18 protein-coding genes and 1 pseudogene are annotated in these 18,325 nt (G+C 56.0%); 15 read left to right on the forward strand and 4 right to left on the reverse strand.

Annotated features, from left to right (window positions below; translation table 11 throughout):
• Nucleotides 1-148: 148 nt before the first annotated feature.
• Both ACZ5FP_RS12005 and ACZ5FP_RS12010 read right to left on the reverse strand, forming a co-directional pair.
• Nucleotides 149-808: pseudogene (locus ACZ5FP_RS12005) on the reverse strand (septal ring lytic transglycosylase RlpA family protein); the annotation flags it as partial.
• A gap of 286 nt (nucleotides 809-1,094) precedes the next feature.
• Nucleotides 1,095-1,229, reverse strand: a complete 135-nt coding sequence (locus tag ACZ5FP_RS12010; protein WP_464660359.1) for a hypothetical protein — start codon at nucleotides 1,227-1,229, stop codon at nucleotides 1,095-1,097.
• Nucleotides 1,230-1,768: 539 nt separating this feature from the next.
• On the opposite strand from ACZ5FP_RS12010, the gene ACZ5FP_RS12015 reads away from it, so the two are divergent.
• The 6 genes from ACZ5FP_RS12015 to ACZ5FP_RS12040 all read left to right on the forward strand — a co-directional run bounded on the left by ACZ5FP_RS12015 (nucleotide 1,769) and on the right by ACZ5FP_RS12040 (nucleotide 6,020).
• The gene (locus tag ACZ5FP_RS12015) at nucleotides 1,769-2,554 is read left to right on the forward strand and encodes a response regulator (RefSeq protein ID WP_464660361.1); all 786 of its coding nucleotides are present in this window, start codon (nucleotides 1,769-1,771) and stop codon (nucleotides 2,552-2,554) included.
• Nucleotides 2,555-2,564: 10 nt separating this feature from the next.
• A complete protein-coding gene (locus ACZ5FP_RS12020) occupies nucleotides 2,565-3,113 on the forward strand; it encodes a putative pterin-binding protein (RefSeq protein ID WP_464660363.1) in 549 nt (182 codons plus the stop codon).
• A 72-nt stretch (nucleotides 3,114-3,185) separates the two neighbouring features.
• A complete protein-coding gene (locus ACZ5FP_RS12025) occupies nucleotides 3,186-4,484 on the forward strand; it encodes a sensor histidine kinase (protein WP_464660365.1) in 1,299 nt (432 codons plus the stop codon).
• Nucleotides 4,481-5,248: a TylF/MycF/NovP-related O-methyltransferase gene (locus ACZ5FP_RS12030; RefSeq protein WP_464660367.1), complete on the forward strand. Its 768-nt coding sequence runs from the start codon at nucleotides 4,481-4,483 to the stop codon at nucleotides 5,246-5,248. Before ACZ5FP_RS12025 ends, ACZ5FP_RS12030 begins: the two co-directional genes overlap by 4 nt.
• A gap of 130 nt (nucleotides 5,249-5,378) precedes the next feature.
• Nucleotides 5,379-5,669 (forward strand): hypothetical protein, encoded by a 291-nt coding sequence (locus ACZ5FP_RS12035; protein WP_464660369.1) that lies wholly within the window; start codon nucleotides 5,379-5,381, stop codon nucleotides 5,667-5,669.
• A gap of 111 nt (nucleotides 5,670-5,780) precedes the next feature.
• Nucleotides 5,781-6,020, forward strand: coding sequence for a hypothetical protein (locus ACZ5FP_RS12040; RefSeq protein WP_464660371.1), 240 nt, complete (start codon nucleotides 5,781-5,783; stop codon nucleotides 6,018-6,020).
• 75 nt (nucleotides 6,021-6,095) lie between these two features.
• On the opposite strand, the gene ACZ5FP_RS12045 is transcribed toward ACZ5FP_RS12040, so the two are convergent.
• Complete coding sequence (locus ACZ5FP_RS12045; RefSeq protein ID WP_464660372.1) at nucleotides 6,096-6,290, reverse strand: hypothetical protein; 195 nt, start codon at nucleotides 6,288-6,290, stop codon at nucleotides 6,096-6,098.
• A 406-nt stretch (nucleotides 6,291-6,696) separates the two neighbouring features.
• Here ACZ5FP_RS12045 and ACZ5FP_RS12050 point away from each other — a divergent pair, with 406 nt between their 5' ends.
• The 4 genes from ACZ5FP_RS12050 (at nucleotide 6,697) to ACZ5FP_RS12065 (ending at nucleotide 10,733) form a co-directional block, all read left to right on the forward strand.
• A complete protein-coding gene (locus ACZ5FP_RS12050; RefSeq protein WP_464660374.1) occupies nucleotides 6,697-7,917 on the forward strand; it encodes a helix-turn-helix domain-containing protein in 1,221 nt (406 codons plus the stop codon).
• Nucleotides 7,918-7,961: 44 nt separating this feature from the next.
• Nucleotides 7,962-8,591, forward strand: coding sequence for a Vgb family protein (locus ACZ5FP_RS12055; protein ID WP_463012978.1), 630 nt, complete (start codon nucleotides 7,962-7,964; stop codon nucleotides 8,589-8,591).
• 76 nt (nucleotides 8,592-8,667) lie between these two features.
• Nucleotides 8,668-9,888: an MFS transporter gene (locus tag ACZ5FP_RS12060; RefSeq protein WP_464660376.1), complete on the forward strand. Its 1,221-nt coding sequence runs from the start codon at nucleotides 8,668-8,670 to the stop codon at nucleotides 9,886-9,888.
• A 44-nt stretch (nucleotides 9,889-9,932) separates the two neighbouring features.
• Nucleotides 9,933-10,733: an endonuclease/exonuclease/phosphatase family protein gene (locus tag ACZ5FP_RS12065; protein WP_464660378.1), complete on the forward strand. Its 801-nt coding sequence runs from the start codon at nucleotides 9,933-9,935 to the stop codon at nucleotides 10,731-10,733.
• On the opposite strand, the gene ACZ5FP_RS12070 is transcribed toward ACZ5FP_RS12065, so the two are convergent.
• Nucleotides 10,675-12,330 carry a sensor histidine kinase gene (locus ACZ5FP_RS12070; protein WP_464660380.1) on the reverse strand — a complete coding sequence of 552 codons (1,656 nt, stop codon included), beginning with the start codon at nucleotides 12,328-12,330 and terminating at the stop codon, nucleotides 10,675-10,677. The two genes, ACZ5FP_RS12065 and ACZ5FP_RS12070, sit on opposite strands and share 59 nt — an antisense overlap.
• 263 nt (nucleotides 12,331-12,593) lie before the next feature.
• Between ACZ5FP_RS12070 and ACZ5FP_RS12075 the strand changes: the two genes are divergently transcribed.
• The 5 genes from ACZ5FP_RS12075 (at nucleotide 12,594) to ACZ5FP_RS12095 (ending at nucleotide 18,318) form a co-directional block, all read left to right on the forward strand.
• Nucleotides 12,594-13,184 carry a response regulator transcription factor gene (locus ACZ5FP_RS12075; protein ID WP_464660382.1) on the forward strand — a complete coding sequence of 197 codons (591 nt, stop codon included), beginning with the start codon at nucleotides 12,594-12,596 and terminating at the stop codon, nucleotides 13,182-13,184.
• Between the two features lie 201 nt (nucleotides 13,185-13,385).
• Entirely contained in the window at nucleotides 13,386-14,627 is a 1,242-nt protein-coding gene (locus ACZ5FP_RS12080; protein ID WP_464660384.1) for a tyrosine-type recombinase/integrase, read from the forward strand.
• A 148-nt stretch (nucleotides 14,628-14,775) separates the two neighbouring features.
• Nucleotides 14,776-15,012 (forward strand): helix-turn-helix domain-containing protein, encoded by a 237-nt coding sequence (locus tag ACZ5FP_RS12085; RefSeq protein ID WP_464660386.1) that lies wholly within the window; start codon nucleotides 14,776-14,778, stop codon nucleotides 15,010-15,012.
• 13 nt (nucleotides 15,013-15,025) lie between these two features.
• A complete protein-coding gene (locus ACZ5FP_RS12090) occupies nucleotides 15,026-17,635 on the forward strand; it encodes a hypothetical protein (protein ID WP_464660388.1) in 2,610 nt (869 codons plus the stop codon).
• 164 nt (nucleotides 17,636-17,799) lie between these two features.
• Entirely contained in the window at nucleotides 17,800-18,318 is a 519-nt protein-coding gene (locus ACZ5FP_RS12095) for a hypothetical protein (RefSeq protein ID WP_464660390.1), read from the forward strand.
• Nucleotides 18,319-18,325 lie beyond the last annotated feature (7 nt).

Below are 18,325 nucleotides of genomic sequence, written 5' to 3' on the forward strand. Positions count from 1 at the left end.
GCTGTATATCATAGCCGAACGGCATTGCACCCATGGCGGCATTCATCTGCGGCTGCGCGGGCGCACCAAGACTGACCGCCTGATCATTGAACGATACCGGCGCCACATTCAGGCTCGCCACCTGAACGCCTTGCGCCTTCGGCTGCCGCATGCCGGGAATGGAAAGGGCATTGCGCTGGGTGGGTGTCGGTCCATTCATGGCAATCATGGTGCCCGAATCCGGCTGCATCAGACGATCACGCGTGCCGGGCGTACGATACGACGCGAGCAAAAAGCCGTCATCGCGCCCTTCGAGCGGCGCGCGACCCACATATTCCACCTTCACGTCAGCCGTACCCGTGTGTTGGTAATCGAGCATTGTCGCAGCCTTTTGCGACAGATCGATCACACGATCGCTGTGATACGGCCCGCGGTCGTTGACGCGCACGATCACGGAACTGCCATTGGCAAGATTGGTCACGCGCGCATAGCTCGGCAGCGGCATGGTCGGATGCGCCGCCGACAGGTGGTTCATGTCGTATACTTCGCCATTGGCGGTCAGGCGGCCATGAAAGGCCGAGCCGTACCAGGATGCCCGCCCCTGGCGCTTGTAGCCCAGCTCTTCCCTGGGATAATACCACTTGCCGCGAACCTGATAGGGCCTGCCGATCTGGTCGCGCCCGCCGCCGCGCGGCATGTTGCGGAAATCGGTGACGACGCGGGGGCTGGCTTTGACGCCATACTCGGATTCAGCGAAATATTCCTTGCCGTGGCTTCGTTTAGCAACCTTTGCCGTGGGGGACGCGCAGGCTGCCATCAGGGCGCCCATCGCAACAACTCCCGCAATTCGAAAAGCTTTGGCTTTTGACAATGCAAACTACCGGCTGGATGCCGTCCCCACACTTTTTACGCAACGATACCGAACAGAACCCGGTGCAGCCCCAGAACCCATCATGGAGTATTGCACCAGAATTATAACTCGCACCGATAGGTTGACAGCAGCTTAACAGAGCAGGGAGACATTGCCTGTCATGGCTAACTTTGGTTAACGGGCGCCTCATCCGCAAAGGAAAGGTTTGATGCGGAGACGTGAAGCGTGTTCGGCGCAAGCGCCGTTAGAGCCAGCCGCCGAAGATGTAGGTCAGAAGCGCTGCGGCGGCCACGCCCCCGATGAATATGGCGATATACCAGACATTCGAGCTGTAGCTTGGCCAGACCTCTTCGTCATCGTCATCAAAATCGTCGATCATTCTCCTTGCATCCTCCTGTGGGCCCGGCTTGTCAGAAGCTGCACACGTCCTCCAGGCCGAGCCCTGCCAACGGGGTTTCGCCAGCGTTCTTCAACTCGGATTGCTGATGAAAGTTCCAATCAAGGCGTCCAGCCTCGCTGGCGATGGACCTTCAGAGCATGCCGGGACACGCCGAACGCGATATGCAGCAGCGAAACAACTGCGCGGTGCTTTCTTTTCGCGGCCCGGTTGTATTCCGGCTTCATACAACTAAGTATATCTCAAAGAATTTCGGGGGTCTTCAAGTATGTATATAATCAAGCACGGTGTGCGAAACACGCTTGGTGATGTTTTATGGGACGAACCCCTTCCCCTACAATTTGAAACAATTGAAGATTGCAAGCTTACTATCAGCTCGCTGATCGAGCGCTATGATCACAGTGAGTTTGAACAAGAAAACGACCGGTGGTGCACGTGGAACGATAGCAAGCAGAACGAGTTTCACTATTGGTGGATCGTTGCAGTGGCGCCATTGTCTTAGGAAAAGCCAATGCATTACCATGGCACCTTACGCATTCCTGCCTGTCATCATGCTTGAATTGTCCGCATGCGGTAGGTGCCGCGATGATACCTATTTTTCGCGAGACGAGCCTGTTAAAACCCCACGCATGGACCACGCGAATGTAAAAATTTCCAAAGTTCTGATCATCGAAGATGATTATTTTTATGCGGATTCGCTGAAGCGGCACTTCAAGACAGCCGGTCAGCACGTGGCGACCGCCGAGACCTTCCATGCGGCGCAGATGGCTATCGAGGTGGATGAATTTGACCTGATCATCATCGATCCGGGGCTTCCAGACTATGGAAGCGAGATGGAATCCCGCGATGTGCGCCTGAAAATCATCGAATCCATCATCAATTCCACTCCCGCAGCCGTTCATCTGGTCATCACCGGCCGGTATTCGACCGATGAGGCGGAAACATGCAGAAATCTCGGTGCGAAGGGATATCTGGGTAAAAACCGGCTCAATGCCCCCACCCTCGCCAGCATTCTAGAACTCATGACCCGTTCTGAATTTGTCGTGCATCGGGGGAGCGAGACGATCAGCGATGCTTTTCCGGGCTATTATTATCCGTTCCTGTCATTGTCGGAGGAAGAATGCCTCCAATGGGTGGAAGACCGCCCGAAGGGCATGAAACGCAATGAACTGTTTGTGCTTATGGCAAAGCACTTTAAGATGAAAAGTGCCGAGATGGCCGAGCAGAAATACAAACGGGCGCGCAGCAAAGTCCTGGCTCATGGCCGCAAAATCACTACCGACAATGATGATCCTGCAACCGATTGAGGAAAAGGCCGTGGAAATATACAGCGGTTGGCGTGCCTGCTTCTTGGGCCTTGTGCTCTTATGCGCGGTTCCCGCCGCTTCCGCCGGCATAGTCGACCCGCATGTTCTCCAGATCGAACGCCAGAGCGGAAAACCCATCGTCTCCTACAAGGAGGACGATCTGGCAAAATCATTTCCCTATCGGGAGATCCAGACCAAGACGCCTTGGACCAACGACGTACAGCGCACCTATCGCGGTTTTTCGCTGATCGAGATTTTGGCAAAGAACGGATTGGCCAATGCGAAGGTCATCAAGGGAATTGCGCCCAACGATTATTCCGCCAGAATCGATATGGACGAAATCAAACGTTACAATCCGATCGTTGCCTCACAGATTGCCTGCAATGACGTTGAAGCCAAGGCAGGAAAATGCCATGAGGGCGAATTCCGCCCGCTTGAGGCCGACGATTTTGGGCCATTCTACATTGTCTGGCCTTTTGACAGCATGCCCAAGGCCTATGACCCGGGAGATCACTCAAGATGGATCTGGTTTCTCACCGAGCTGCAATTTGAGCAATAATTTTTGATCGCGCATCAAGCCGCGTGATCCTTAGACGATGAGTGGGATTGATTTCAGACACGTGGTGGATAGGTGAGACAGATACTCCGCGCAAACGGTACCTACATCCTTGCCATTTCCTTTGGTCTCTTTGTGCTGATCGGCCTGGCCTCGTTTCTGCAAACGGACAAGTATCGCAGTCAGGCCTATGACATCATCGGGGAAGTCAACGAGGTTCAGTGGCGTTCAACCCAAGCGCGCGAGAAAATGGTCAGCATCATGGGATGGGCCCGGCTGGCTGCGTTCACCAAATCCCAGGAGTATCGCGCCAAAATCCTGTCTGAAAGCACCTATCTCGCCATCAATGCCAAGACGTTGATCGCTTTGCCCTATACCGAGAAGATCATGCCTAAAGTGGATATCGATCTGATCAAGACACTGCTCGATTACATAAACAATGAGCTGATGCCGCAGCTTGCACTAGCTGATCCGGACTACAATCTGATTGTGGCCAGGTTTGAAGATTTCTGGCCGGCCATTGTCTTGACGACGACGGGCAACCTTGGAAACACCCAGAAACGCACCGCCGATCTCGAGCAAAAAGCGCTCTACGACAATTTCCTGTACGCCTTCGTGTTTGCAACCGCGATCATGATCGTTCTGTTTGCCATGGTCGCCTACAGAAGCAAGGCGCTCTACAACAATCAGGTCCGCCAGTTCGCGCTGCTCTTCTCCCACATGACCTTCACGCGAATCAACGGACTGTCCATGTGGATGCACGAGACACTTTCGCCCGAGGAAAACCCCGATCCAAAACTGCTCGACATGGCCCGCAAGCGGATCACTGATCTGTCGGTTGTGACCGATTGGCTGGCCCGGATCGCCTATCCCAAATTTGATCAGGACAATACGCCGATCGTGACGCTGGGAACGATCCTCGATCAGATCACGCGTCCCGACGGATCGACCATTCCCATCGTGCGCGCCGATGTGAAAGCAATGCAGCTGCTTGTACCGCAGGGCCAATTCCATCTCATGCTCCACGAGCTTTTGCGCAACGCCAAGGACGCCGTCGAGGATGAATTGCACCCGCACATTGTGATCAAGGTGAATATCGCCAGGCGCTGGCCGATTGGAAAAGACCTGATTGTCGCCATCGAGGATTCTGGTGTCGGCATGTCCCGGGAACAGATCAAGAAGGCCACGACACCGTTCTTCTCGACGAAGGGCGAGTCGCGCGGCCATAGCGGACTGGGCTTGACAGGGTGTGCGCGTCTTATTCAGACAATGGGCGGCTCTCTTGCGATTCAATCATCAAAAGGCAATGGTACGACTGTTACACTTGCCTGCCCGCTATCGAATCTCCCAGTTATAAAGTGGAATCACGCATGACCAGTTTGCCGCAACAGGAACGAAGCTACGGACTAGACCAGGTGATCGCCGAACTGCAGGACCGGCTGGATCGGTATGAGCAAACGAATCTCGCTCTTGCCCAACAGGTCGAGTATCTGCAAACGCGTCTCCTTGCACCGAACAGGTTCAGGTGGGACGTCATCGACAAGGTCACCGATTACTTCAGGGGCGCTCAAATCAAGGGAGATTATCTCGAGTTCGGCGTCTATCAGGGCGAGACCTTTGCCTATGCGTGCAACGTGATAGGACGGGAAAATCCGGAGATGCGCTTTGTCGCCCTGGATTCGTTCGAGGGCTTGCCGCAACCAAAGAAGGGGATCGACGAGTCCGGCGGCTATAGCGGCGGCTTCTTCGAAGGCCAGTTCTCGTGCAACGAGACGCAGTTCAAGGAAAATCTCAAGCTGCGCAATGTTGATCTGGCGCGGGTTACAACCATCAAGGGCTGGTACGACCAGACGCTGCAACCAGGACATGCGCAGTCATCGCCTATCCAGACCGTTGCGTTCGCATGGGTCGATTGTGATCTCTACGAGTCCACCGTTCCTGTGCTGGATTACCTCACCTCCCGTTTGACGGTCGGGTCTGTCATGCTGTTCGATGATTGGCGTTGTTTCAGGAATCTCCCGGAATTCGGCCAGCAAAGAGCATGCAGGGAGTGGCTGGCGAGAAACCCCCAGATCAAGCTGAATCTGCTTATCGACAACGACTATCACGGTTACGTCTTCTCCGTGGCCGCCTGTTAGTAATACCCGTGATATGAAGTAAAAAATCGACGAATTTATTTAACGAATATTTTGGTTCAGCGTTGTTGCTTGCGGGGCTGTCGAAGCGTATTCTCTCCCCCATAGTGCCGAAGAGCACGGGGGAGAAAAAATGAGTAAATTGGGCCGTGATCCAGAACTCAATAAACTTGCGAAATACCTCATTCACCAATCGCTTCCTCTTGCCATAAGTACCTCCGGTTACAATCCGACCACGAGGGACCTGGACATGATCGAAGAAGCATTGAAGGCCCGCTACGGTACGGATCTTGCCAGTGTCTCCGTTCGGGAAATCGACGAGTTTCTGCATCGGCGCTTCAGCAGACTGAGTGAACGGCCGAACCGGCGCACAATTCACCGCTTCCTCAAGATACTGGCGGGTAAAGACCGGAAACGAAGCTGAATGGCTGTTCGGTTGTCTCAGAAAGACACACGAAGGTCATTCAGTTGCATTTGACGTAGCATCCCATTGGGGCAAACCTATTATTCCTGGAACAGCAATGGAGAGTTGAATATGCGTGTACTTATAGCGATCGCACTTCTGGCGTTGGCAGCAAGTCCGGCCTTGGCGGATGGCACCTGTAAAAGCCAGGCCGAGGCCAAAAAGCTTTCCGGCGCTGCTTTGACCAATTTCACGAAGAAATGCGCGGCAGATGCGGCAACAACCTGCGATACGCAGGCCGCCGCCAAGAAGCTTGCCGGCGCCGCAAAAAACAGTTTCGTCAAGAAATGCGTGAGCGATACAACAGGCTAAGTCAGGCAGCTCTATTCAACGCGGAAGACCGCAAGCCGGCTGCGCCGGTTTTCAACGCCGAACAGCCGGATTGTGTCACCGGCTGTCGGAGTCGTCACCGGTGTGCGTCTGGGGGGTGAGATTGTGATCGCCCGCATTTCTGAAATCGGCCCCCATTCTGCCGAGAAACAGCACCATCATCGAAACCGCCACGAATGCAAATAGAACCGGCCAAACCGACATCACATAGGGTTGGTAGTCTATTTTTGTATTTTCGCCATCCTGATCCACAGAGCCCCCTGCCCGTAAACGACGTCATTCCCACCTTAACGCCGGCACAAAGATGCTACCTGCAGATTAATATCATCTGAACAAATGAATGCTTCGCATTGTGTTTGTACAAGCGATCCGGCCCGCGCGCGCAAGCGCTGGCGCTTCATGAAAAAGCCCAACTCCGGTGCTCATGATACCCTCGTTGCTACTCTCCATGAGGCAATGGGAGGCTCGGTGATATTCTTCCCCCGTCAATGCCCCAACCGAGCCTCACCCGCCCTCTATTCAAATGCTGCGCAAAGAAACGCAGGATTTCGCCAGCCCCCCCATTCGCCGATCAAGGTTGCAATACTGGTTATTGTCCGTGAGATGGATTACGACTCGCTGATCGAACGATCGGAGTAACAAGTGTGACGGCCATCCGATGGACTCCCTGATCAACGCCGCAGCGCACGCCCTTGCGACAGGTGATACTCTCGGCGCCTTGAAACGGGTGGCGCTGCGTGATGACGCGCCCGCCCTTGCACTGCGCGGCATCGCCATGGCGCAACTTGGCGAATTCCCGCGCGCCAGGACCCTGTTGCAGAGCGCGGCGCGGGCATTCGGCGCAAAAGAGGAAAAAGCCCGCGCGCGATGCATCGTCGCCGAAGCGGAAATTGCACTTGTCTCGCGCGATCTGGGCTGGCGCGTAAAGGCACTGGACATGGCGCGGGCAACACTCGAAGCCCATGGCGATCACGTCAATGCCGCCCATGCACGGACCGTGGATATTCGGCGGCTGCTTCTGGTCGGTCATGTCGACGCGGCCGAGCGCGCCCTCGCCAAGCTTGATCCCGCGCCGCTGCCGGCAACGTCGAGAGCGGCGCTCGCCCTCGTGGCTGCCGGAATTGCCATCCGGCGCCTGAACACGTCTGCAGCGCGCGAGGCACTCAGGCGGGCCGAGAAAGCCGCGGCGGAAGCGAAGATCCCCGCCCTCATCGCGGAGGTCGAGCAAGCCTCCCATATCCTGAAAACACCCGCCGCCCGTCTGATTCAACGCGGTGAGGAACGTCCGCTCTTGCTGGAGCAGATCGAAACGCTGCTCGCATCCGGTGTGCTGGTCGTCGACGCGTGCCGGCATGTCGTTCGGGTCGGGGATCGGGTGATATCGCTTGCCACGCGACCGGTTTTGTTCGCGCTGGCCCGCGCGCTGGGCGAAGCCGCGCCCGGTGACGTGCCAAGAGCCGCGCTTCTCGCCCGCGCATTCGGGGCAAAGCATGCGGATGAATCGCATCGCGCCCGCCTGCGGGTCGAAGTCGGCCGGTTGCGCGAGGAACTGCGAATGTTGGCCGATGTGTCCGCAACAGCGCGGGGCTTTTGCATGACACCTCTCGACGCCAGCGGCATCGTTGTCCTTGCGCCGCCCATGGAGGAAGCGCATGGCGCGGTTCTCGCCTTTCTTGCCGATGGCGAGTCATGGTCAAGTTCCGCTCTGGCCATTGCCCTGGGGGCCAGTTCCCGGACCGTGCAGCGCGCCCTTCTGATACTTGCGGAAGCGGGCAAGGTGCAGTCGTTCGGTCGCGGACGCGCCCGCCGCTGGATCAGTCCGCCCGTGCCAGGTTTCCCGACAATCTTGTTACTCCCCGATCTCCTGCCAAGTGAGTAGGGTCAGGAGGAAATGTTCAGCAGTCAGGTGACAAGGATGAAATCATGAAACAATCGGCAAAAATTCTCCGCGAATATGGCCCGTTTCCCGGCACCGACCAGGTGGCCGGGGTTACCTTCGATGGCCGGAATGTCTGGTTTGCATCGGGAGAACGGCTGAATGCACTTGATCCGGCGAGCGGGACCGTGTTGCGCTCCTTGGACATCGCTGCGCACGCCGGAACCGCTTTCGATGGCCAATATCTCTTCCAGATTGCCGAAGATCGCATCCAGAAGGTCGACCCGGAGACAGGCCGTGTGCTCTCGACAATCCCGGCGCCCGGCGGCGGCGGCGATTCAGGGCTTGCATGGGCAGAAGGGACGCTCTGGGTCGGGCAGCATCAGGGCCGGAAAATCCACCAGATCGATCCGCAGACAGGCGCTATTTTGCGCACCATCGAGTCCAAGCGCATGGTCACCGGGGTGACCTGGGTTGACGGCGAACTCTGGCACGGCACGTGGGAACAAGATCAAAGTGATGTCAGGCGCATCGATCCCGCGACCGGCAATGTCCTGACCATCCTCGACATGCCCGCGGGCACCGGCGTGTCGGGGCTCGAGTCCGACGGCGGTGATCAGTTTTTCTGTGGCGGCGGCAAAAGCGGTAAAGTGCGCGTTGTCGCGCGGCCCAGATAACACGGCGGGCGAACACCGGTTTGCACGGCCTGCATGGCAAGGGCTTTCGGCAACAGCCAGTAAAATGGAGAGAGCAATGAGCAATGCTTCGTATCGCTGGGTAATCGTTGCAGCCGGCGGCTTGCTGGGCTGCATGGCCATCGGCGCCATGTTTTCCCTCCCGGTTTTCCTCCAGCCCATTGCCCGGGACACGGGCTGGTCCGTCACCGGCGTGTCCGGCGCCATGACGATCGGGTTCATCGCCATGGCATCGGCTAGCATGCTGTGGGGGAACCTGTCCGACCGCTTCGGCGCCCGTCCCGTGGTGCTGACGGGATCGGTGCTGCTGACCGCAAGTCTGGCACTGGCCAGTCGGGCTACGTCGCTTGTCGAGTTTCAACTGGTCTTCGGCCTGCTTGTCGGCGCCGCGACCGCCGCAATCTTCGCGCCGATGATGGCATGCGTCACCGGCTGGTTCGACACCCAGCGCAGCCTTGCCGTGTCTCTTGTTTCGGCGGGCATGGGCATGGCGCCGATGACCATGTCGCCGCTGGCGGCATGGCTTGTTTCGATCCATGGCTGGCGGACATCCATGCTGATCATCGCTGCGGTTGCGGCCGCCGTGATGATTCCCGCCGCCCTTCTGGTGCGCCGCCCGCCGGCCGCCGAGATGGGCAATACCCCGGGGCTGCAGGACGCAGAGCCGCAGTCATCCATGTCGATCGGGCAAGCCATCCGGTCTCCTCAGTTCATCATCCTGCTGCTGACCAATTTCTTTTGCTGCGCCACCCACTCCGGCCCCATTTTCCACACGGTGAGTTACGCGGTCAGCTGCGGAATTCCTTTGATCGCAGCGGTTACGATCTACAGCCTGGAAGGGTTGGCAGGTCTTGGCGGCCGGGTTGTCTTCGGTGTTCTGGGTGATCGCCTGGGCGCCAAGCGCGTGCTGGTCGGCGGGCTGCTGCTCCAGGCGTTCGGGGCGCTGGCCTATGTCTTCGTGCGGGAACTTGCCGGGTTTTATGCGGTGGCCGCATTGTTCGGTTTCATCTATGCCGGTGTCATGCCGCTCTATGCCGTACTGGCGCGCGAGAATTTCCCGATGCGCATGATGGGCACCATCATCGGCGGAACAGCTATGGCCGCCAGCTTGGGCATGGCCACGGGTCCGTTGGCCGGAGGTTTGATCTACGACACATTCGCCAGCTACGAATGGCTCTATATCGGAGCCTGGGCTATCGGTATCGGCGCATTCCTGATCGCCCTGACGTTCAGGCCGTTTCCGCAAGCCCAGCCTGTTCCCGGGTTTCAACCCAGCTAACGTTCGCATAGAAAGCTCACACGGGTCCCATGGAGATGTAGGGCATGCGAATCATGAGCCTCAACGGCTGGGGCGGCAAGCTGCACGAACCGTTGATATCCTATCTCCAAACGGAGCAGCCGGATGTTCTATGCCTGCAGGAGGTGGTCCACAGTCCCGAGGCCAGGGACGATTGGCTCCTGTATCGCGACGGGGATCATGTCCTGCCCCAGCGCGCGAATTTTTTTCGCGATGTTGCGGCCGCACTTGCCAGCCATACGGCCATATTCTGTCCGGCAGCCCAGGGCGTATTGTGGAACGGTGATCAGCCGGTGCCCTCGCAGTGGGGGCTCGCGACCTTCGTGCGTAACTCCCTGCCGGTTACGGCGCAGGCACAGGACTTCGTGCACAAGGCGTTTTCGCCGCACGGCTATGGCGATCATCCGAGGTCGCGGTCTGCGCATGCAATCCGGGTTTACGACTATGCGCGCGACCGGATGGTCGCCATCGCCCATATGCACGGGCTGCGCGATGTCAACGGGAAGATGGATACGCCCGAACGGCTGGCGCAGGCCCGCCGGCTGAAGCAACTGGCGTCCCGGATTGCCGCGCCGGGTGACGCGCTGATCGTGTGCGGCGATTTCAATGTCGAACCCGGAAGCGAGACCTTTTCCGTGCTTGCCGAAATAGGGCTGACGGATCTGGTCACGGCCGGAGGGTTCAACGGAACCCGCAGTTCGCATTATCGCAAGCAGGGACGGTTTGCCGATTACATGCTGGTGAACCAGAATGTCGAGGTTCGGGAATTCACGGTGGTGACGGAACCGGAAGTGTCAGACCACTGTCCGCTGATCCTTGAGATATGAGCGGCGATGTCATCCCTTCCCCGGGCAGCACAATCCAGAACACCGCTCCATTATCATTGCGGGCATGGAGCGTACCGCCCGACCGGTCAAGCAACCGGGCGCACAACGAAAGACCGAGACCCATGCCGTTCTCCTTGGTCGTGAAAAACGGACGGAACAGGTTTTTCAGGACTTCGTCGGATAGTCCCGGGCCGTTATCAGCAATTTCGATGATATTGACCGTATCCTGACTGAACGTCCTGATGGTGATCCTCTTGCGGTCATGCCTGCATTCGGACAAGGCATCGACAGCATTCCGCAGAAGATTGTGAATGACCTGTTCGAGCTCAATGGCACCCACAACCGATTTTGGCGAGGGAGTGGCAAAATCCATCGAAACCTCGATATTCTGTTCCCTGAGTTTCACCCGCAGCAGCTCGATCATGTTCACGATGAACGGGTTGAGCTCTTGCAACATCGGTTGAATATCATTCCCGACAATATAATCGCGCATTCTGTGGAGGATTTTGCCGGCACGTTGAGCCTCGCGAACATTGGCGGCGAGCGCTTGCTTGAGGCTGCCATCCCTGTTCCCGGCTTCCCCCTTCTCCAGGAGAATGAGCCCCGCCTGGCTCTGACTGAGCAAAGCGGTAAGAGGCTGTGCGAGTTCGTGGGCAATGCCTGATGCCAATTCGCCGACAGCATTGACGCGCGAGGCCTGGAACAAGCGGTTTTCATGCCGGAGCGATTCCATTTGCCGAAGCGCACGCTGCTCTGCCGCTTGCGCGTCTGCCAATGCCGCACGCTGGCGTCTCAGCAAGTGAAATGCGTAAAGCGCAGCGAAGCCAAAAATCGACAGGGGGACGATCATCCGCCAATCAAACACGTCGCTCAATGCGACATCCTTGTCCAAATGAATATGAGCCTGGGAATCATCATCTGGACGAAGCGGGGTTCGCGTCATGTCCGCTGTCAGCCACGGCATGTAGCCGGTAAAAAGTCCGTGCGTATGAGGGTTTCGCACATAAACGGGTCTGTTCCCGAGGCGAACCTGAAGTTCTATTGCCTCCGGCAAAACGATCGATTGAATCGCCTTTGCCAGATCATAGATCACCACAATAGCTGCAGGCGTCCGGCCATTCATCGCTTTTGTCGCAAACAAAACATGCTCGGCCAAGTGCGGCATCGCATAGGCAATCGTTTCCCCTTCAGGCTGGAGCGCCACGGCACGCATGATTGCAGGCAGATCTGCTTCTCCCGGCTTGCCGGTCGCGGAAGGAACACTGATCCATTCAGTCAGTTCGGACTGACCGGGTCTCATCTCAAAAAGCTGGATTCTATCCAAAAAAGCATAGGACTTCATCATGCCCGTGGCGACTTGGACAAAAGAGGGCTCCGTGTCTCCGTCGGGCAGTTGCAAAACAAGATCCAGCAGCGTGACACTTGCGCGCCTTTGCGAATATTGATTTGTCAGTTCTATTGCCAATCGCGACCGGTCTTCTGCAAAATCGTTCCGCAGATTGGCCAGGGTTATCGCAGCAACGACAATCAGGATCACAATTTCAATCGCGATCCATTGAAAGAGAAACGTCCTGATCGGGATTGATTTCATCATCATTGCACCAAATGTGGCTGTCCAATCCGCTATATTCACCTGACAGGTCCAGGATCATGGAATCATAGCATATTATCAGGCTGGATATGATGCCCCGGTACACCGGTGCAAAGAGCGCAATCCGCCGTTCTTTACGGTGACAGAAAATGCTATGTGAATAGAACTTAACCATGCGCGTTTTCCAGACTGGCCACGCAATCCTGTTTACCCGCGCAACAATGGCGAGCGATATTCCGAATTCAAATCCGAGAGGCAGGATTGATCGTATGACATCGCGGTACCCCATCTATCTGATCGATGATGACGATACGGTAAGAGAAGGTCTGTCGCTGCTCTTTCGGGCCAGCGACATGGCCGTCCGGACCTTCGTTGACGCCAACTCTTTCCTGGAAAAAGTCGATCGCAACAAGCCGGGATTCCTGCTGGTGGATCTGAAAATGCCGCAGGTGAATGGCCTTGAGCTGCATCAACAGCTCGCTGCGCGGGGAATCCGCTGGCCATTGGTCATTTTGACCGGACACGGTGATGTTGCGGCCTGCCGCGCGGCCTTTCAGGTCGGTGTCATGGACTTTCTCTCCAAGCCCGTTGATGCCGATACCCTGTTTGCAACCATCCATGCGATGGAACGATTGCTCGACACCGCGCTCGAGCGGCAACAGGACGAGGCCTTGCTTGCGACACTGACGCCGCGCGAAAGCGAGATTCTGAACATGATCTGCCGCGGCTTCGACACGAAGGGCATTGCCAATGCCCTCGGCATATCGCCCCGAACTGTCGACGCCCACCGCGTGAATATCTCGACAAAACTTGGCACGACGTCCGTTGTCGAATTCGTTCGCATGACGATGGGTGGATGATGGCAACGGGATATGGCGGAGGGGGTGTCCGCCCCATTAGTTTATTCTATTCTCAACGTCTCTCTTTCTCATCGAACATTATTGTTGTTTTATAATAGCTTATTTCTATTTCTGTAATTCTATCTCAATTTCCGTTCGCATTCATCCGCAGCTTCTGGTAGGGCATGAACTAGGGCAGAAGAGCCTGGCGGAGATTTCTTTATGGCGCGGGAAATACACAAATTGTCAGCAAGAGGTTGCGAAGCACTTTCCACCGTGGGTAGGCATTCGGATGGTGGCGGGCTTTATCTTAGCATTTCTGCCAACGGCGGCCGTCGATGGGTATTCTTCTATAAATGGCGCGGCAAACAACGCGAGATGGGTCTTGGTTCGGCGCGTGAAATTACCTTGAAACGCGCGCGCGATCTCGCCGCTGAGGCGCGGAAATTGATTTCTGAGGGCATCGACCCATTGGCCAAGAAGGAATCGGACGCCAAGGCGGCCGAGCTTGAAGCGAAGACGAAGCCTGTGCCAACATTTGGGGAAGCCGCCGACCAATTGGTCAAAAGTATCGAAGGCGAATTTCGAAATCAAAAGCACCGAGATCAATGGAAGATGACACTTGGCGATACCTACTGCGCGTCAATCCGGTTCGTACCAACGAATGAACTCACGACTGAAGACATCCTGGGCGTGCTCTCGCCGATATGGCGTACGAAACAGGAAACTGCCAGTCGTATTCGCGGTCGAATTGAACGAGTATGGGATGCCGCCAAAGCCCGTGACGCCGATAAATCGCGCTGGACGTTGAATCCTGCCCTTTGGAGGGGAAATCTAGAGCCGGTGCTAGGTAAACGAACCAAATTGCAAAGGGGGCACCATGCGGCCATGGCTTGGCGTGATGTTCCGGCGTTTTTCCAAAAGGCACGGGCGTTCGAAAGTTCATCACAACTTGCTCTTGCATTCTTAATCACTTGTGCAAGCCGCTCTGGCGAGGTCATAGGGGCCACTTGGTCGGAACTCGATTTGAGTGCCAAGGTTTGGGTGATACCAGCGCATCGAATGAAGGCAGGACGGGAGCATTCTGTGCCGCTGTCTCACGCAGCATTAGGCATTCTCACAGAAATGGCAAAAATTGCGCCGGAGGGAGCGGCTCGAAACTCAGCATTTGTTTTCCCCGGAGCGAAAAAAGGACGGCCGCTATCATCTATGGCGTTAACTATGAGGATGCGCGCACTGAAAATGGGGCATTATACGCCCCATGGCTTTCGCTCGTCTTTTCGTGATTGGTGCGGGGACGCTACGCATTTTCCACGCGAAATCGCAGAGCACGCGCTTGCGCACGTTCTTGGCGATAGTACCGAACAGGCTTATCGTCGCGCTGACGCGTTAGAGAAGCGTCGCGAAATGATGAATGCTTGGGCGCAATTCTTGACCACAGAGCCCGCTGACGAAGAAGCATAGCAACGTTTGATATCAATCGATAACATTTAGCTAAATCAACTATTTAGGCATGTTTAATATTCTAAAACATTGCAGAATTTTGCTGTTGCCAAACGCAAAATGTGTTTGCAAATAGTGGTCGCGACTTTTTTCTCATGGAGATTGCGACATGCAGACCACAGACCAGTTCACCAAGATTTTCTATAGCGTAAGCGAGATCGCCATCATTACCGGCTCGACCCCGGCGATGATCTATAAGATGCGTGAACGCGGAGAGTTAGTGTTTCGAAAGTTCGGCGGCAAAACCGTTATTTTGAAATCCGATTTCGACAACTACATCGCTAATCTTCACGTTTGCCCTGCAGAGCCGCAAGTGTGTAACCGCCGTGGCAGTCGCGCCGCATAAATGTATTCGCAACATGATCATTGACGATTTTCTTGACGCAATGCGCGCCGCTGGTATCAATCTGGACACTGGAAGCAATAAGGGCGGCCATCCCATCGCCGACGGCAAGGTGCATCGCGCCGATGCCATGGGTCATAGGAATAAAAAGCACATTTGGTACGTGCTTCATATCGACCACCCAGCGAGCGGCGCTTTCGGCGATTACAAATCCGGCATTCAAGATACTTGGACCGTAGCCAAGGATTTGAAGCAACTTACTAAGGCGGAACGGGCGACCATCGCCGCCCGCATCGAGCAGAACAAGCGGGAACGAGAAGCGGAATTGAAAGCGCTGAACGCCGACGCTGCCCAGGTATCAGCTATCATATACGCCGCAGCGAAGAAGCCGAACGCCGAACATGCCTATTTGGCGAAGAAACAGCTTCCTGTGTTCCCCGGCCTTCGTCAGTTGTTCGAAGACGTCAAGTACAAGATAGACGGCGAACCAAAGACGGCGCGTGCGGGATGGTTGGTCGTTCCAATTTACAAGCCAACAGCTGAAAGGCCGGTGCTTGTAGGTATCCAGTTCATTCAAACTGATGGCGTGAAGAGGTTCATTAAGGGGACCGCGAAAGAGGGCAACTATCATCCGATAGGTCGGCCAAATGGCGGTGATGTCTTCATAGGCGAAGGATATGCGACGTGTGCCCGTGTTCATGAGGCCACCGGGTGTCTTGTTTATGTCGCGTTCGATAGCGGAAATCTGAAATCGGTTGCGATCAATATCCGAAAGAAATTCCCCGATGCACGCTTGATCCTTCTCGCCGACAACGACCGGCTCACAATGAAGCCGGTTGAAAACCCCGGCTTGACGAAGGCCCGAGAAGCCGCCGAGGCTATAAACGCAATTGTTGCGGTGCCGACCTTTCCCGACAAAGAGATTGACGCAACCGACTTTGACGATCTTTACCGGTTATCCGGGCTAGACGCCGTGCGCCGGACCATTGCGGATGCAATCAATCCACCCACTATCAACGAGCGACATTCGCCGCCGCCGGAAGATTTACCGTTTTCGGATCCAAGCGAAGGCAGCTATAGTTTCGGGCCGTACGTGGCGGAAAAGCCGGAAATCCGCGTTGTAAAGGGTAAGATCCATCAAGCTGTTGACGCAGCAATTGGCGTGTTGGGCGATCCGGCAGTGGAGATTTACGCGCGTGGTGGATCGCTGGTCCGCGTAATCGAGTACTTACCACCGACAGAAACGCTAGCATCACTCGGGGCCTCGAATAGCGATATTCGGCGGTCCGATGGCGCGGTGATTATTCAGCCTGTTGACGCTGATGTGCTTATTGACCGCCTTAGTCGGTTCGCAAATTTCGTGAAATGGGACGCGAGGGCTAAACACGATATTGCGATTGATTGCCCCCGAGACGTCGCGCAGATGATCATTGCCAGACGTGGTGACGGATGGGGGGCAATTCCGCATCTTCGGGCAGTAATTCAATGCCCCTGCCTTCGTCCCGACGGAACCGTGATACTCGACCACGGGTACGATAGGGCCAGCGGACTCTTGCTGCGTTCGTCACGTACGTGGCTCCCGGTTCTAGAACGCCCTATCAAACAAGATGCAATGGTCGCTTTGGAAAAGCTTACCGAACCCATCGCTGACTTTCCGTTTGTGGCAAACAGTGATCGTTCCGCGGCGCTGGCGCTTCTCATTACTGCCGTCATTCGTTCGGCCTTGCCTGCGGCTCCGATGAGCGCGGTTCGTGCACCTTCGGCCGGATCGGGCAAGAGTATCATGGTTGATATCGCAGCGGTTCTCGCCACGGGCAAGCCGGCCGCCGTAATAACGCCAACACACGACGAGGCTGAACTAGAAAAACGCATCGGCGCAGCGGCTATAGCTGGCGACCCCATTCTCAACATAGACAACGTAAGCAGCACACTTCGCTCCGATCAATTGTGCCAGATGTTGACCCAACCGACCGTTCAAGTTCGAATTTTAGGGAAGAGTGAAAACCTTAAGATTGAATCAACGGCATTAATCTGCGCGACCGGAAATGGTCTGTCTCTGTATGGCGACTTGAACCGGCGAACCGTCGTGATCAATCTTGATGCGAACTGCGACCGGCCTGACGAACGTGCTTTTGATTTTGACCCGGTCGAACTTGCCAAGCGTGACCGAGCCGAACTCGTAGCTGCTGCTCTGACAATTGTACGCGCCTACATTGTTGCCGGTATGCCTGATACACCCTCCCCTATGGGCAGTTTTAAGGTCTGGTCTGATCTCGTTCGTGGATCGCTTATTTGGCTAGGTATGGGCGATCCACGCGGAAACACTGATCAGATGCGCAACGAAGACCCAGAGATTGTGGCGCTCCGCGAGATCATGGATGCTCTGTCCGGTGAGGCTTTCACAGTGAAGCAAATTCGCCGGAAATTCGGCGAGGATCCCGATTTGCGATCCGCATTAAGCCAATATGCCGACAAGGTCGGCGGGCTCAATCCGACAAAGTTTTCCATGTTTTTACGTCGATTCAAGGACAGGCGGATTGGTGGCAGAGCAATCGTGCTTGTTAAGCCTGATGAGTCCAATGGTTCAACCTGGGCGGTTGAGTCTGGCAATGAGGCGACAGTTTAGGGGGATAAGGGGGTATAGGGGGTACTTTCACTAGTCGCGTGGAAACTGTCAAAAATGGGTTCGTAAATAGTGTCCAGTATGACAGTTTCGATTGAGCCCCCGAAAGTACCCCCTATACCCCCTTATCCCCCTAAAGTCCCGGATTACAGTATTTCGGAGGATCAATGACGGACCAGACCATCTACGCCGAACAGCTTTTGCCCGTTGAGACGACCCGTCTGATGATACGGAAATTTGCCGAGCATCATGTCGGTACCGATCTATCTCCGGTATTTCAGGAGGTGGAAGCTTTCTTGCGGAAGCGATTGGCACTGGAGGCGAGGACGCGCGCCAAGGTCGAAGCGAAGGCGTTAGAGGCACGGGAGAAGGCGGAGCACAAGCAACGTGCCGCCGATATCGCTGCCGCAAGGGCTGTTGCGAACCCAACAGGTAGAATGGCAGGTGCGGAGCGCAAGCGTATCGTCCAGGCGCTTATGCAGAACCACCGATACCGGCGGCTGAGTAGCGTTCGGGGCATCGCTAATGCAATGATGGCTGATGCACGCCGGATTAAGCCGCGCCTCACCTATGCGCAGGAGCCGCAAATTTCACTTGCCCGTGTCATGCAACTGACTGGCGGCAAGTTCCCGCATGTCGATACCGTCCGAAGTTACATTGGCGAAATGGTGAAAAATCGCGACTAAATCTTTT

This window comes from Phyllobacterium sp. T2-21, from assembly GCF_055378485.1.

Bases quoted from the DNA above. Each gene is read 5' to 3' on its own strand.
- ACZ5FP_RS12010 (WP_464660359.1), bottom strand. From the start codon at position 1,229: ATGATCGACGATTTTGATGACGATGACGAAGAGGTCTGGCCAAGCTAC.
- ACZ5FP_RS12015 (WP_464660361.1), top strand. From the start codon at position 1,769: ATGGCACCTTACGCATTCCTGCCTGTCATCATGCTTGAATTGTCCGCA.
- ACZ5FP_RS12030 (WP_464660367.1), top strand. From the start codon at position 4,481: ATGACCAGTTTGCCGCAACAGGAACGAAGCTACGGACTAGACCAGGTG.
- ACZ5FP_RS12035 (WP_464660369.1), top strand. From the start codon at position 5,379: ATGAGTAAATTGGGCCGTGATCCAGAACTCAATAAACTTGCGAAATAC.
- ACZ5FP_RS12040 (WP_464660371.1), top strand. From the start codon at position 5,781: ATGCGTGTACTTATAGCGATCGCACTTCTGGCGTTGGCAGCAAGTCCG.
- ACZ5FP_RS12050 (WP_464660374.1), top strand. From the start codon at position 6,697: ATGGACTCCCTGATCAACGCCGCAGCGCACGCCCTTGCGACAGGTGAT.
- ACZ5FP_RS12055 (WP_463012978.1), top strand. From the start codon at position 7,962: ATGAAACAATCGGCAAAAATTCTCCGCGAATATGGCCCGTTTCCCGGC.
- ACZ5FP_RS12060 (WP_464660376.1), top strand. From the start codon at position 8,668: ATGAGCAATGCTTCGTATCGCTGGGTAATCGTTGCAGCCGGCGGCTTG.
- ACZ5FP_RS12065 (WP_464660378.1), top strand. From the start codon at position 9,933: ATGCGAATCATGAGCCTCAACGGCTGGGGCGGCAAGCTGCACGAACCG.
- ACZ5FP_RS12070 (WP_464660380.1), bottom strand. From the start codon at position 12,330: ATGATGATGAAATCAATCCCGATCAGGACGTTTCTCTTTCAATGGATC.
- ACZ5FP_RS12075 (WP_464660382.1), top strand. From the start codon at position 12,594: ATGACATCGCGGTACCCCATCTATCTGATCGATGATGACGATACGGTA.
- ACZ5FP_RS12080 (WP_464660384.1), top strand. From the start codon at position 13,386: ATGGCGCGGGAAATACACAAATTGTCAGCAAGAGGTTGCGAAGCACTT.
- ACZ5FP_RS12085 (WP_464660386.1), top strand. From the start codon at position 14,776: ATGCAGACCACAGACCAGTTCACCAAGATTTTCTATAGCGTAAGCGAG.
- ACZ5FP_RS12090 (WP_464660388.1), top strand. From the start codon at position 15,026: ATGATCATTGACGATTTTCTTGACGCAATGCGCGCCGCTGGTATCAAT.
- ACZ5FP_RS12095 (WP_464660390.1), top strand. From the start codon at position 17,800: ATGACGGACCAGACCATCTACGCCGAACAGCTTTTGCCCGTTGAGACG.